12 protein-coding genes and 2 pseudogenes are annotated in these 14,286 nt (G+C 62.3%); 12 read left to right on the top strand and 2 right to left on the bottom strand.

Annotated elements, in window-relative coordinates; all coding sequences use genetic code 11:
• Positions 1 to 189 precede the first annotated feature (189 nt).
• Genes NXT3_RS20560 through NXT3_RS20540 form a run of 5 tightly spaced genes read left to right on the top strand, consistent with a single transcriptional unit; the run spans position 190 to position 5,542 of the window.
• Entirely contained in the window at positions 190 to 1,752 is a 1,563-nt protein-coding gene (locus tag NXT3_RS20560; protein ID WP_104840214.1) for an ABC transporter substrate-binding protein, read from the top strand.
• 42 nt (positions 1,753 to 1,794) lie between these two features.
• Positions 1,795 to 2,772 carry an ABC transporter permease gene (locus NXT3_RS20555; RefSeq protein ID WP_104840213.1) on the top strand — a complete coding sequence of 326 codons (978 nt, stop codon included), beginning with the start codon at positions 1,795 to 1,797 and terminating at the stop codon, positions 2,770 to 2,772.
• A 3-nt stretch (positions 2,773 to 2,775) separates the two neighbouring features.
• Positions 2,776 to 3,609: an ABC transporter permease gene (locus tag NXT3_RS20550; RefSeq protein ID WP_104840212.1), complete on the top strand. Its 834-nt coding sequence runs from the start codon at positions 2,776 to 2,778 to the stop codon at positions 3,607 to 3,609.
• Complete coding sequence (locus NXT3_RS20545) at positions 3,606 to 4,583, top strand: ABC transporter ATP-binding protein (protein WP_104840211.1); 978 nt, start codon at positions 3,606 to 3,608, stop codon at positions 4,581 to 4,583. Before NXT3_RS20550 ends, NXT3_RS20545 begins: the two co-directional genes overlap by 4 nt.
• Positions 4,580 to 5,542 carry an oligopeptide/dipeptide ABC transporter ATP-binding protein gene (locus NXT3_RS20540; RefSeq protein ID WP_104840210.1) on the top strand — a complete coding sequence of 321 codons (963 nt, stop codon included), beginning with the start codon at positions 4,580 to 4,582 and terminating at the stop codon, positions 5,540 to 5,542. Before NXT3_RS20545 ends, NXT3_RS20540 begins: the two co-directional genes overlap by 4 nt.
• Here the strand turns inward: NXT3_RS20540 and NXT3_RS20535 are convergent.
• Positions 5,524 to 6,333, bottom strand: a complete 810-nt coding sequence (locus NXT3_RS20535) for a phosphate/phosphite/phosphonate ABC transporter substrate-binding protein (protein ID WP_064253794.1) — start codon at positions 6,331 to 6,333, stop codon at positions 5,524 to 5,526. The genes NXT3_RS20540 and NXT3_RS20535 overlap by 19 nt on opposite strands.
• Positions 6,334 to 6,405: 72 nt before the next feature.
• Between NXT3_RS20535 and NXT3_RS20530 the strand changes: the two are divergent.
• The 6 genes and pseudogenes from NXT3_RS20530 (at position 6,406) to NXT3_RS20505 (ending at position 11,708) form a co-directional block, all read left to right on the top strand.
• Positions 6,406 to 8,014, top strand: a pseudogene (locus NXT3_RS20530) (FAD-dependent oxidoreductase).
• Positions 8,014 to 8,333, top strand: a pseudogene (locus tag NXT3_RS20525) (4Fe-4S binding protein). The pseudogenes NXT3_RS20530 and NXT3_RS20525 overlap by 1 nt, the downstream one beginning before the upstream one ends.
• A gap of 133 nt (positions 8,334 to 8,466) precedes the next feature.
• Entirely contained in the window at positions 8,467 to 8,748 is a 282-nt protein-coding gene (locus tag NXT3_RS20520) for a gamma-butyrobetaine hydroxylase-like domain-containing protein (protein WP_064253797.1), read from the top strand.
• 16 nt (positions 8,749 to 8,764) lie between these two features.
• A complete protein-coding gene (locus NXT3_RS20515; protein WP_104840209.1) occupies positions 8,765 to 10,504 on the top strand; it encodes a fumarate reductase/succinate dehydrogenase flavoprotein subunit in 1,740 nt (579 codons plus the stop codon).
• A gap of 12 nt (positions 10,505 to 10,516) precedes the next feature.
• Positions 10,517 to 10,750 carry a 4Fe-4S dicluster domain-containing protein gene (locus NXT3_RS20510; protein WP_064253799.1) on the top strand — a complete coding sequence of 78 codons (234 nt, stop codon included), beginning with the start codon at positions 10,517 to 10,519 and terminating at the stop codon, positions 10,748 to 10,750.
• 1 nt (position 10,751) lies between these two features.
• Positions 10,752 to 11,708, top strand: coding sequence for a HEAT repeat domain-containing protein (locus tag NXT3_RS20505; RefSeq protein ID WP_064253800.1), 957 nt, complete (start codon positions 10,752 to 10,754; stop codon positions 11,706 to 11,708).
• Between the two features lie 21 nt (positions 11,709 to 11,729).
• Here the strand turns inward: NXT3_RS20505 and NXT3_RS20500 are convergent, their stop codons facing one another.
• Positions 11,730 to 12,533 (bottom strand): Crp/Fnr family transcriptional regulator, encoded by an 804-nt coding sequence (locus NXT3_RS20500; RefSeq protein WP_082912401.1) that lies wholly within the window; start codon positions 12,531 to 12,533, stop codon positions 11,730 to 11,732.
• A gap of 340 nt (positions 12,534 to 12,873) precedes the next feature.
• Between NXT3_RS20500 and NXT3_RS20495 the strand changes: the two genes are divergently transcribed.
• A complete protein-coding gene (locus NXT3_RS20495) occupies positions 12,874 to 14,286 on the top strand; it encodes an ABC transporter substrate-binding protein (protein WP_104840208.1) in 1,413 nt (470 codons plus the stop codon).

The following is a 14,286-nucleotide window of genomic DNA, read 5'->3' as shown; positions in this document are numbered from 1 at the left end:
CGAGCTGCGAACGACGGATTCGCAATGCCGTTGCCAACTCAAGTGAAAATACGAAATGGCATTCCGAAATTGACCTACGACTGAGTTGATTTAGTCTGTAGATTTAATGTACAATGAACTCTAATCGCCTTCGTTGAGGGCGCGGACCGGCCAAGTGTGGTCGGATGCCGCGAAAATTGGAGGCATCCCATGACATTCAATTCGACCCGCCGGCAGGTACTCATCGGCGGCGCATCGCTTGCCACTGTCGTCGCCATTGGCGGCACTCATCCGGCATTTGCAAGTGCCGATCGCACCAAGATCGTGGTGCGCGTGGAGAAGGACCTATCCAATCTCGACCCGGCGAACCGTTCCGGGCCGATCGATCTCAATGTAATCTGGTCGGTGCAGCAGGGGCTGATTTCTTTCAAACCCGGCTCGATCGAGTGGGAGCTCGACGCGGCCGAAGAGATGGAGCAGGTCAGCGATAGGGAGATCCGTTTCAAGCTTCGCAGCGGACTGACCTTTACCGGCGGGTACGGGGAGCTGACGGCGGAGGATGTGAAATTCTCCTTCGAGCGCTTCATCAAGCCCGATGCAGAGGGCAAGCCGGTAACCTATGCCAAGGATTGGGCGGCACTCGAGCGCGTAGAAGTGACCGGTCCGCTCGAGGGGCGCATCATTCTCAAGAACCCGGCGCCCGCCCTCTACACGATCGCGCTGGCCGACGGGTCCGGACGCATCATCTCGAAGAAAGCGTTCGAGGCCCTCGGCAAGGATATCGCCACCAAGCTGATCGGCAGCGGACCGTACGTGCTGAAGGAATGGACGCCGCGCGAACAGTTCGTCCTGGAAATCAACCCGGACTACAAGGGGCCGATCAAACCGCATTTCCAGCAAATCGTCGGGAAGCCGATCGGCGAGCAGAAGACCGCGGAAATCGCGTTCCGCTCCGGCGAGATCGACTTCACGGCAATCGATCCGGAAAGCGGCAAGGAGCTTGCCGGGCTGTCGGATGCGAGCGTCACCGAGATCCCCGCGATCGACTATGTCTGGTTCGGCCCGAATATCGAAAAAGCGCCGTTCGACGACATCCGCGTGCGCCGGGCGATCCGCTATACGGTCGACGTCGATGCGATTCTGCAGGGCGCTTATTCCGGACTCTATCCGCGCGCCAATTCGCTCTTGGCGCCGAGCCTGCTCGGCTATTGGAAGGACGCCCCGGTCTATTCGCGTGACCTCGAGAAGGCGCAGGCGCTTCTTGCCGAAGCCGGCCATCCGAACGGCTTCAAGACGAAGCTGACCATCGAGTCCACCGCACGCTATGAAGCGATCGCGCAGATCATTCAGGCGAATCTCGCCGAAGTCGGCATCGAGGTCGAGATCGAGGCGCTGGAATCCGCCGCTTACTGGGCGCTCGGCGAGAACGATGCCAGCAAAGACCTCGAACTGTCGCTCATAAAGTTCAACGGCAAGTTCGATCCGGGCTTCCAGACGCAATGGTTCACTTCGGCCCAGGTCGGGCAGTGGAACTGGCAGCGTTGGAAAAATGCCGAATTCGACGCGCTGCATGAGAAGGGTGGCGTCACTGTCGATCAGGCCGAACGGGAAAAGATCTATATCGATGCCCAGAAGCTTCTCGATGAATCCGCAGCCTTCATCTGGATCACCCACAACCTCAATGCCTTTGCCTCGCGCAAATGGCTGAAGCCGGGTGTCCTGCCGAACGGCAACAACTGGCTGTACACGGCCTTCACCGAAGCCACGGCCTGACACCGTGCCGGTATTCGCCAAGCCTGAAAGGGGCGCCCGGCAATGAGAGGCGCGTCTTTCCGGATCCACCTTGCCTTCAAGCTGGCGACGGCGCTTCTCGCCGTTGCCGGTTCCGTCGTGATCCTGATGGCATTGACGCGCCTCATACCGGGCGATCCGGCAACCGTCATTCTCGGCTCGCGCGCGACCCCGGAGGCCGTCGCCGCGCTGAACGCCCGTATCGGCCTCGACCGGCCGGTCGGCGAGCAAGTGCTCGCCTTCTTCGCCCACCTTTTGTCCGGTGATCTCGGAGAGGATGTCTTCAACGGCCGGCCGGTGGCCGGGCTCGTTGCGGCGGCGCTGCCCAACACGGTGGCGCTGGCGTTCTCCGCCATGCTCTCGGCCATTCTGTTCGGGGTGCCGCTGGCGCTGTTGTCGGCGCGCAATCCCGGCGGCAAGACGGACCGTCTCGTGGCGTTCCTCAGCGTTGGTTTCATCTCGACGCCGAGCTTCGTGGTCGCGGTCTTCCTGCTCATGACGTTCTCGGTGACTTTGCGCTGGTTCCCGGTACTCGGAGCAGGTGAGGCCGGTGCTGTCGGCGACCAGTTGTGGCATCTGGTGCTTCCGACCGCCGCCCTTGCCGTCGGCTGGATCGGCTACCTCGCCCGCCTGTTGCGCTCGTCGCTGCTGGAGGTTTTGGGTGAGAACCACATCCGCACTCTACGCGCCTATGGCGTCAGCGAAGCGAAGATCCTGATGAAATATGCATTGAAGCCGGCGATTCTACCGACCATTGCGATTCTCTCGATGGGGTTCGGCGAACTTCTCGGCGGCGCAGTCTTCGTCGAAGTGATCTTCAATCGGCCTGGCCTCGGCTCGCTGATCTATGACGCGATCCGCACCCGCAACTATCCGGTGGTGCAGGGTGGCGTGTTCATCACGGTGCTTCTTTACGTGCTGACCAATCTTTCTGCCGATCTGACGCAGAGCCTCCTCGATCCACGCGAGCGATCCCGCCTCGCCGCAGCGCGGGGGACCTGAGCCATGCCGGCCCTGCTCCAAATCGCCCGCCGACCGGGCGGAGCTTTCGCGCTCTTTGCCGTCACGATGATCTGCCTGGTCGCAATCGCCGCGCCGCTGATCGCACCCTATGGCCCAAATGCGATCGCGCCAGCAAAGCGGCTGATGGATCCATCCTTCCAGCACCTTCTCGGCACCGACCATCTTGGCCGCGATATCCTAAGCCGCCTGATCTACGGCTCCCGCGTCGCCCTTGGCGTCGCCTTGTCGGTGATCGCCATTTCGCTTATCGCCGGCGTTGCGCTCGGCATTGCGGCCGCGTTGTCGCCGCGTGCGGTCGACTTCTCGATCGTCGGAATCTTCGATATCGTCACCTCGTTTCCGAGCATCATTCTTGCGCTGGCGCTCGTCGCGGTTCTGGGGCCGGGGCTGGGAAACGTCGTGCTCCTTGTCAGCATCGTTTTCATCCCACATTTCGGCCGGGTCGCACGGGCGCAGACGATCGCGCTTCGCAACAGTCCTTTTATCGAGGCGGAAAAGGTGCTGGGGGCGGAGCGCTGGCGGGTTATCCTGCACCATGTCACTCCGAACATCATCGGCCCGATCTTCGTGCTCGCTTGCATGGACATCCCGGTCGTCATCACCATCGAGGCAGGCCTCAGTTTCCTCGGTCTCGGTGTGCGGCCGCCGCTGGCGAGCTGGGGCAGTCTGCTCAACGACGGCTACACCTATCTCGAGCAATCGATCTGGCTCGCCACCTTTTCCGGCCTGGCACTGATCCTTGCCACTCTCGGCTTTGCGCTTCTGGGGGAGGCCATGCGCGACACACTCGATCCCAAGCTGAGGAAGCACCTGTGAGCGAAGCCCTTGTCGCCATCGAGAAACTGAACGTTTCCTATCCCGGCGCCGGGGCGACCGCGCATGTTCTGGATTCGGTGGACATCACCATCGGACATGGAGAGGCCGTCGGTCTCGTCGGCGAGAGCGGCAGCGGAAAGTCGACCGTGGCCTTCGCCCTGCTTGGCCTTCTGGCGGACGATGCTGAAGTGTCTGCCGGCCGCGCCGCCTTCGATAGCCGCGAGAATGTCTTTGCAACAAAGGAGGCCGAAGCGCTCCGCGGCACCGAGATTGCCATGGTCTTTCAGGATCCGATGAGTTCGCTCAATCCGCTATTCACGATCGGCACGCAACTGGTCGACATACAGCGCCGCCGCTTCCCCAAGGACCGCCGCTCGCAACTGTGGGCGCGGGCGGAGCGCGTGCTCGCCGAAGTCGGCGTGCCGGATGCGCCACGACGGATGCGTGCCTATCCGCATGAGTTTTCCGGCGGCATGCGGCAGCGTGTCGTCATCGCGATGGCGCTGCTCGTCGAGCCCAAGCTGCTGATCGCCGATGAACCCACGACGGCGCTCGATGCGACGATCGAGATGCAGGTGGTCGAAGCGCTGCAGCGCCTGAGGCGGCGGACCCGGTCCTCGATGCTCGTCGTCAGCCACAGCATGGGGCTGATCGCCGAACTCTGCGACAGCGTCGTCGTCATGTATGCCGGAACGGTGGTGGAAAGCGGGCCGGTCAAGGCGGTCCTGCGCAAGCCGCTCCATCCCTACACCCGCGCGCTGCTTGCCTGCGAGATCGATCCCTATTCCGACTTCGATCCCGAACAGGACCTCGCGACGATTCCGGGGATCGTACCGGATCCGGCATGTCGTCCCGCCGGATGCATCTTCGCTGCGCGCTGCACCGAAAGCCACGCGCGATGCAGCGAACCGCCGCCACGTCGGCAGGTGGAGGCGGGACACAGGTTCTCCTGTTGGCAGGATGCTTCGCGATGAGTGCGCTCGCTCTTTCCCTCAAGAACGCGGTAATCCGCTACGGCAGGATGACCGCCGTCGACGGCCTCTCGCTCGAACTGCGTCCCGGCGAAGCGCTCGGCCTCGTGGGCGAGAGCGGATGCGGAAAGACGTCGGTGGCCCGCGCGATCGCCGGACTGCAGCCCTTGTCTTCGGGAGAGCTCGCGATTGGCGGGGAAGTGCTTGGCAGTAGCACTGCCGTACGGCGGCGTGATCTGCAGCGCAAGGTCCAGCTTCTCTTCCAGGATCCGGCAAGCTCGCTTTCCCCGCGCCTCACCGTCGGCGCGCTCATGGCCGAGCCGCTGAAGATCCGCAGGACCTATTCGGCCGAAAGCTGGGCGCGCATCGCAGCGCTGGCCGAAAGCATCGGCCTCGGCAAGCAACTGCTGCCGCGCTATCCGCACCAGTTGAGCGGCGGGCAGGCCCAGCGGGTGGCGCTGGTGCGGGCGATTGCCGCCGAGCCTTCGATCATCGTTGCCGACGAGCCGACTGCGGGTCTCGACATCTCCGTCCAGGGCGAACTGCTCAACCTCTTGCGATCGCTGAGGGACCGGCTGCAACTGAGTTACCTGTTCATCTCGCACAACCTCAACGTGGTCGGACGGGTCACCGATCGGGTCGCTATCATGTATCTCGGACAGATCGTCGAATGCGGCGGCACACGCCAGCTCTTTTCAAGTCCGGCGCATCCCTACACCCAGGCGCTGCTTTCCTCGAACCTGACAGTCGATGCGCAAAGACGCGGCGACCGGATTGTGCTGAAGGGAGAGTTGCCGAGCCCGCACGAGCCGCCGCCCGGCTGCCGCTTCCACGGCCGCTGTCCCGTCGCAAGGGCTGTCTGCGCAACGACGCAGCCGCGGCTCGAGACCGTCTCGGACGGCCGAGCCGTTGCCTGCCATTTTCCAGTCGAGACAGGCGTCGTTCAGGCGATGACCGGGTAGCCAAGGCGATGCGCAGATCGCTCAAGCTCGGCCAATGGTTCGTAATCCGCGTCCGCAAGGACGACGAAATCCTTGAGCGCCAGCGTGTCGCGCGTTTCGGCCAGCGACGGTTCGGCGATCGCCCTTTTGAGCGCCCCGCGCAGAGCCGTGATTTCTCGGTCGGATGCCGCCGCGCGAGCGATGAACGGCAGCCCCGGACCCTTGACGGTCTCTTCAAGCACGCGGATTCCGGCCAGGCGTTCGGGATCGAAACGCAGCGTATTGCCATAGGTGACGCAGTCGATTGCGGCCACATCCGCGGCACCGGACGCGACGGCGTCGATGCTGGCGCGGTGGCCTCCGGTCTCGACCACGGAGGCGAAGAACCGGCCGCCGCTCGCAAACGGCGCGACGGCGGCGCGGAACAGATTGACCCCGGAATTGCTGCCGGCTTCGTTGATGGCGGCCCGCGCGCCGCGGAGCTCTTCAAGGGCGCGCACTGGCGAATTCTGGCGCACGATGATGAAGCTGCATTTCGCCGGACCGTCGCAGCCCGGATGCGAATAGACCGGTGTCGCGACGAGCCGGACCTTGCCGCGCAGATGCCGGATGTAAGGATAGCCGCAGGTCTGCGCCAGCAACAGGTCAGGGTGACTCCAGCTTTCGTCATAGCGGATGTCGGCGCTCAAGCCTTCCGGGACATCATGGAGTCCCTCCCGCCGCAAGTCGTCCCGAATGAACGCCCACAGCGCCGTCGTCGCCGCCGCGACCGGTGGCGGGCTGACATACATTGCAAGGCTGGCAATCCGCATGAGGACCTCGGTTGCAGTTATAATCGACCGTTTTAGTGTACTAAATACGAAACACGATCAAGAGGTATCGTCATGACTGAGCGCGATCCGACACCAGGCAATCGGGAATCCTCTCTCGAGATCGAAACGGATGTCCTCGTCGTGGGCGGTGGACCAGCCGGCTGCTGGGCAGCGCTCAATGCGTTCGCAGCTGGCGCGAAGGTTGTCCTGGTCGACAAGGGGCATTGCGGCAGTTCCGGCGCCACCGCCTCAGCCGGCACCCAGATCTGGTACGTGCCGCCCGATCCGCGCGAGCGGGAAACCGCCATGGCAAGCCGGGAGGGGATGGGCGGCTATCTCTCTGAGCGGCGCTGGATGGTTCCGATCCTCGACAAAACCTGGGAAAGCGTCAATCGGCTGGCTGCCTGGGGCTATCCATTTCCGTCCAATGAGCAGGGGATCGAGCAGCGTATCTCGGTCCAGGGGCCGGAATACATGCGGCTGATGCGCCGCAAGGTGAAGAATGCCGGTGTTCGGATACTCGATCATTCGCCGGCGCTCGAACTTGTCCGCGACGGCACCGGCGCGATCGCCGGCGCGACCGGCATTCGTCGGCAGGAGGGCGGCAACTGGATCGTGCGCGCGGCTGCCGTCATCATGGCAGCAGGCGGATGTGCCTTCATGAGCAAGGCGCTCGGCTGCGACGTGCTAACCGGAGACGGATATCTGATGGCGGCGGAAGCGGGAGCGGAGCTTTCCGGCATGGAGTTCTCGTCGGCTTACGTTCGCCGAGCTTCGCCTCGATTACCAAGACGGCGCTTTATCGTTTCGCGCGGTTCTATCGCGAGGATGGAACCCTGATCGAGGGCGCGGGTTCAGCGCGGGGACGCTCGATCATCGCCCGCACGCTGTTGTCGGAGCCTGTTTATGCACGGCTCGATCTCGCCGAGACCGACGCGTTGAAGGCGATCATGCGCCGCGCACAACCGAATTTCTTCATTCCCTTCGACCGGCGCGGCATCGATCCCTTCACCGAGAGATTTCCGGTTACGCTTCGGCTCGAAGGCACGGTGCGCGGCACCGGTGGGCTGCGGCTGACGGGGCTCGACTGCGCCACCACGGTGCCGGGTCTCTATGCGCCGGCGACAATGCGACCCGCGAGCCGATTTGCGGCGGCTTTACCGGCGGCGGCAGCCACAATGCCGCGTGGGCGATTGCGACCGGCGCTTTTGCCGGGACCGCTGCTGCTAAGTTTGCGCTGAAGAAAAAGCCCAGTCCCGTGCTGCGGCGCCTTGGTCGAGCGGGCTATGCGGGGGCCGCGCGAGAGCTCGACACGAACGCGGCACTGCAGGCCGTGCAGCAGGCGGTCTTTCCGCTCGACGTGAATTATTTCAGGACCGAGGCTGCTCTGTCCCGCGAGGTTCATCGCCTCGATGATCTTTGGGAAAGACTGGAGACTAGCGGCGGCGTCTCCCACTTAGACTTGCTTCGTCTGCGGGAGGTGGCGGCGATGACCGCGACGGCGCGCTGGATGTACCGCGCTGCGCTTGCGCGCACCGAAACGCGCGGCATGCACCGCCGGGATGATTTCTCGAAACAGGATCCGGCACAGCGCCATAGGCTGATCGTCAGCGGGCTCGGACATATCGCGGTCAGGCCGGAACCCGTTGAAGAACCGATTTTTCGCGAGGCGGCCGAGTAATGATCGAAGTCATCGACACGGAAACCTGCACCGACTGCAATCTTTGCGTCAAGGTTTGCCCGACCAACGTGTTCGACGCCATTGCGACGGCCCTCCGGTTATCGCCCGACAGGGCGACTGCCAGACCTGCTTCATGTGCGAGGTCTATTGTCCGGTGGATTCGCTCTACGTCGATCCCGATCCGGCGAACGCATACGGGCTGACGGTGGAAAACGTGAAGCAAGCGAACTTGTTCGGCAGTTATCGTCGATCGATCGGATGGGCGAAGGAAACGCGCCACCTGCGCCGGGTCGACGACCATTTTCGCCTCCCGCAGTAGAGCGACAAGTCAGCAATGCTGCAGGGAAGAGAGAGTGGCCGCCGCTTTTTCACCGCGGCGGCCGATCAGGCAATTTATTGCGTGTCCAACCGGGGTCGATTCCTACAATGGCGTCCAACGATCAGGAAACGCCATGATACCTTTGGAACTAAGAATCAACGCCGAGCGCCGCTCACTCGCCATCACGTGGGATGACGGCAATCTCTCCTCCATCCCGGCTTCACGGTTGCGCGCGCTCAGCCGAGCGGCTCATCACGTCCGATCTTCCATCGAGGGCAGGGAGGGTTCGTTCGACGACGTGACCATCACGAGCGCCGAGACGATCGGCTCCTACGCCGTGCGCCTAGGTTTTTCCGATGGCCATGACCGCGGCATCTATCCGTGGAGCTATCTGCGGGACATCGCCAATTCGTGAGGCTTAGGGAACAACAATGGAAGACAATTTTGTCGAAGGCCTCACGGAAGTAACTTGCGATGTTCTGGTGATCGGCGGCGGTACGGCCGGACCGATGGCGGCGTTGAAAGCGAAGCAGCGAAATCCCGAATTGAACGTGGTGCTACTCGAAAAGGCCAATGTGAAGCGCTCAGGCGCGATTTCGATGGGCATGGATGGGCTGAACAATGCCGTCGTGCCGGGATACGCCACGCCGGAGCAGTACACCAAGGAGATCACCATCGCCAATGACGGCATCGTCGATCAGGCGCCGGTGTTCAAGTATGCCTCACGCTGTTTCGAAATCATCGAGGAGCTCGACCGCTTCGGCATACGCTTCCAGAAGAACGCCAATGGCGACTTCGACCTGAAGAAGGTTCATCATCTCGGAACCTATGTCCTGCCGATGCCGAACGGCGACACGGTGAAGAAGGCGCTCTACCGCCAGATCAGGCGGGAAAGGATCCTGATTTCCAACCGCTTCATGGCAACACGGCTGCTGACGGCGAAGGACGGCAGGATAGCGGGCGCCATCGCGGTGAATACGCGCTCGGCCGAGTTTCTCGTGCTTCGCGCCAAGACCGTGATCCTTTGCATGGGTGCAGCGGGCCGGCTCGGCCTGCCGCATTCGGGCTACCTGTTCGGAACCTACGAGAACCCCACGAATTCCGGTGACGGCTATTCGATGGCCTATCACGCAGGCGCCGCGCTGGCCAATCTCGAATGCTACCAGATCAATCCGTTGATCAAGGACTATAATGGACCGGCCTGCGCCTATGTCGCTGGTCCGTTCGGCGCCTATACGGCGAACAGCGAAGGCAAGCGCTTCATCGAGAGTGACTACTGGTCGGGACAGATGATGCAGGAATTCTACAACGAACTGCAGTCGGGCAAGGGCCCGGTCTTCCTGAAACTCAATCATCTGCATCCCGACACCGTCGGCGAGATCGAACAGATCTTGCACAAGGTTGAGCGGCCGTCGCGCGGCAGGTTCCATCAAGCGCGCGGGACCGACTACCGCGAGGTGATGATCGAGATGCATATCTCGGAAATCGGCTTCTGCTCGGGGCACAGTGCGTCCGGGGTCTTCGTCGATGAATTCGCCCGCACCACCGTGCCGGGCCTCTATGCCGCAGGCGATATGGCGAGTGTCCCGCACAACTACATGCTCGGCGCATTCACCAATGGCGCGATCGCCGGCGAACACGCTGCCGGGGTTGCGGGTGAGATCGACCTGCCGGAGTTCGACAGCGAACTGGTCAGCCTCGAGCGCCAACGTGTGCTGGCGCCGACCCGGCGCGACGACGGCATTCCGCCGAACCAGCTGGAATACAAGACCCGGCGCCTCGTCAACGACTATCTCCAGCCGCCCAAGGTTACCGCGAAGATGCAGATCGGGCAGGCGCGGCTTGCAGAAGTCAGGGAAGATCTCGAGAGGGCGCTCGTCGCGCGCAATCCGCATGAACTGATGCGCTCGCTGGAAGTCTCCTCGATTCTCGATTGCGCCGACATGGCGGCCCAGGCTTCGCTCTATCGGACCGAGAGCCGCTGGGGCCTCTACCATAATCGTGTCGACTACCCCGACAAGGACGATGACAATTGGTTCTGCCATACGCTGCTTCGCAAGGTCGACGGCCGAATGGTGTCCGAAAAGCGGGCGATCGAGCCTTATATCGTGCCAATCGAGCACGAGGAGCGCACCGCCTACGAGCGCCTGCGCGTTTCCAATCAAGCCTGACCAGGAGAGAAAATGCCCCTCGCGCTTTCGCCCACCACCGTTCCCGTCGTCGTCGACGATGCGAAATGCATTGCCGACAAAGGCTGCACCGTCTGCGTCGACGTTTGCCCGCTCGACGTGTTGCGGATCAGCGATCTGACCGGAAAGGCCTTCATGAAGTTCGACGAATGCTGGTACTGCATGCCGTGCGAAACGGACTGCCCGACCGGCGCGGTCACCGTCAACATTCCGTATCTGCTGCGCTGACATGAGTGCGTTCGACCCCTTCGAAGACTTCGGCGACGCCGAGGAGATCGCCGAGCGGCTCACCGACGCAGACCCGGCCGTACGCAGGCTCGCGGTGATTGATCTTGCCGAAACTGCAAGCATCGACGTGCTGCCACATCTCTTGGCCGCTGGCGAGGATCACGATGCGAGCGTGCGCTTGCAGGTGGCGATCGCGCTTGGCGAGTTCGAGACGCGCGATGCCGCGAGAGCCCTCGCCAAGCTGGTGAAGGATGACGACCCATCGGTCGCACAAGCAGCGGCGGATAGTCTTGCTGAGGTCAAGGACCCGGCAGCGGCAGCGGAAATCCTGCCTTCCCTTAGCCACCCAAGCGCCTTTGTCCGTGCCGCGTTGTTTCGGGGGTTGAGAGCGCTGCGCTCGTCTTCATCGCTCGGGCCGGCGCTTGGCGCAATGCGCGACGCGGATCCGAACGTCAGGGCCGAGGCCCTTGCCGTCATTGCCTACCTCAAGCTCGAGGAGACCCTGCCGTCGCTGATCGATGCGACGTGCGACGCCGACGCGAGCGTCCGGGCCGTCGCCGTCGACGCATTGACCTTCACGACGAAAGCCGCAGCCCGTGCCGCCGTGGCCGCCGCTCTTAGCGACGAGAACTGGCAAGTCAGGGCGGCCGCGGCGGAATCGCTCGGCCGCATCGGTCGGGTCTGCGACGCTGACGTGCTGGTGAAAGGTCTTGGCGATGAATACTGGCAGGTCCAGCAGAAAAGCCTCGGCGCGTTGGGCAAGCTCAAGGTGCAGACGGCGGTCCCGGCCATAGCGCAACTGCTCGAAAGCGAGATCCCGGCTCTGCGTAAAGAGGCGGCCGCCGCACTCGGCGAGATCGCTGATCCCGCCGCACGGGAGTCGCTGATGGAACTTGCATCCGATGCCGATCCGGACGTGCGCAAGACGGTTCGCTGGGCACTTACAAAGCTAGGGTAGATCTCTCGCGCAAGGGCGGCGTCAGGCGCCGCCCTTCGATACCATGTTCATAAGCTTGTGCGGGCGCTCGATGCGGATATGCCGCGGCGTCACCGTAACCAGACCCTCCTTCTGGAAGCGCTTCATCATCATCGTGACCCATTGACGCGTCGATCCGACCATGGCGGCAATCTGGTCGTGTGTCACCTTGGCATTGATGATCACCGCCTGCCCGTCGCGCACGCCATGAAGCTGTCCGAGATTGGTGAGGAACTGCGCCAGGCGTTCGATGACCGATCGCGTCCCGAGCATCTGGGCCATGGCGGAATAGCATTTGCCCTTCGCGGCCAATCCCTGCAGAAGACAGAGGGCGAAACTCGGAAGTTCAACGACGAGTTTTCTCAGGGCGGAGGCCGGTAGGAACAGGATCTCGCAATCGCTGAGTGCCTCGCCGGACCAGATATGCGTGCCGCCTCCTGTCATTTCCGGGCCGCCGATGAAGTGCCCGTCCGTCCAATAGGCAAGTGTGATCTCACGGCCTGACGGAGCGGTATAGAAGACCCGAACCTGACCGGTCTTGATGATGAATATGCCGTCGTGGCTGTCGCCCTGGGCGAAGATTGCCGCACCGCTCGAGAAGGCTAAGTGCCGGCCATGGCTGTTGAGCCTTGCCCATTCCTCCGGCTTCAAAGCGTCGAGGAAATGGGCGCCCTCGTCCAATCCGTCGACGCTTTCGCTCAGGAACAGTGCCTGGTAGCCGGGCAGGATGACCGGGTCTGGAAGCTCCGGCGGCAGTTCCGGCCGTCGATCTTTCCCAATATTCTCGGTGCGTAGTTCCAGGCTCATGATGACTTCCCTCTTCAGTCCCCGGATAAAACTATATAGAATCTATCTAATATAAAGGAAAATCATTGCTCTTTTCCGGAGGAGCTTGGACGTTTGTCCCGCTACCACCACCGGCCGGGATGCCTATGCCGCAGCTAACAGCTTATTACATAAGCAAAAATCCGGGTTAGTAGCCGAACGCTTGCGCCAAAGTGCCGGCCGGCACGCCGCAAATAATTGCTTATCCCGCTTTGACAGCCGCCTCATAAATTCGCTCGACAGCGGTTCGGCGATCGACACTGGGGTCAGTCAACTGGAAGCCGGCGGGCAAGAACCCGCGGCACGACTATGGGATAGAACCATGAACTTGCGCACACATCTCGTGGCCCTTGCCTTGGCGGCACCCGGCTTTGCTTCAACCGCCCAGGCCGAGACCATCCGGGTGGCGATCGGCACTCAGGATACTACCATCAACACCGCGACCGGCGGCCTGCTCATCCGCGAGCTGAAGCTGCTTGAAAAATATCTTCCGCATGACGGCAAGTACAAGGACGCCACCTACGACATTCAATGGAAGAACTTCACGAGTGGCGCACCGATCACCAACGAGCAGATCGCCGGCAAGCTCGACTTCGGGGTGATGGCGGATTTTCCCGGCTCCTTCAACGGCCTCGCGCACCTCAAGGCCGGACGGAAGAGCCTGTTCATCACCGTCCTTTCGGGTAGCGTGAACGGTAGCGGCAACGGCATTGTCGTGCCCACGGATTCGCCGATCCAGTCGCTTCCTGAATTGAAGGGCAAGACGATCTCGGTGCCGTTTGCCTCCACCTCGCACGGCATGCTGCTTCGCGCTGTCAAGGCGCAGGGATGGGACGCGGAGAGCGACGTGAGCATCATCACCCAGGCTCCCGAGGTCGCCGGCGCCGCACTCAAGGCAAACCAGATCGAGGCCCATGCCGATTTCGTTCCCTTCGCCGAGCTCTTCCCGTGGCGCGGCTTTGCCCGAAAGATTTATGATGGCTCGCAGGCGAAGACGCCGACCTTTCATGGCGCTCTGGTCGACGCCTCCTATGCGGAAAAATATCCGGAAATCGTCGTCGCCTATCTTCGCGCTGCGATCGAGGCGGATCAGCTGATCGCCAAGGAGCCTGAGAAATACAGCGAGCTGATCGGCAAGGTCACCGGTGTCGAGGCCGAGGTCGACTATCTGTTCCACGGTCCTCTCGGACTGCAGACCCGCGACCTCACATGGAAACCTCAGTATCGGCAGGCCGTCGCCACGGCCATCGAAACCCTAAAGTCTCTCAAGAAGGCGGACGGATCGCTGGACGTCGACAGCTTCGTCGACGACCGCTTCATTCGCGCTGCGTTCAAGGCGTCGGGCCTCGATTACGAGGCGGCCCTCAAGAACTATGAGCAGTTGCCGCTTACAGCCAAGGATGCTGCCACCAGCGAGCCAATCAAGGATCCGAAGCGCGTCGCCGAGATCTGGGTCGATGGAGAACCGCAGGTCAGGCACTATGCCTCGCCCGAAAACGCGCTGAAGGCCCTCAAGGCGATAGAAGGAGATGGCAAGGCGATCCGGGTCTTCTACGCCCAGGATCGCGAGAGCGGAATCAAGCTCATCGGCGAGCAGGCCTGGTTCGTGCGTGCCGACAGCGGCGAGGTCAGCGCGTTCCTCCTCAAGGAAAATGCGGAAAGCTGGGCAAAGGCACATGGCGGAAACGTGCTTGACTTTACCGGCGTGAAATCGTCGATCCTGGCAAGCAACTGA

Source organism: Sinorhizobium fredii, assembly GCF_002944405.1.
GTDB classification, from domain to species: Bacteria; Pseudomonadota; Alphaproteobacteria; order Rhizobiales; family Rhizobiaceae; genus Sinorhizobium; species Sinorhizobium fredii_C.
Note: the sequence above shows the minus strand (reverse complement) of the source record. Positions and strands in the feature narration are given on the sequence as shown.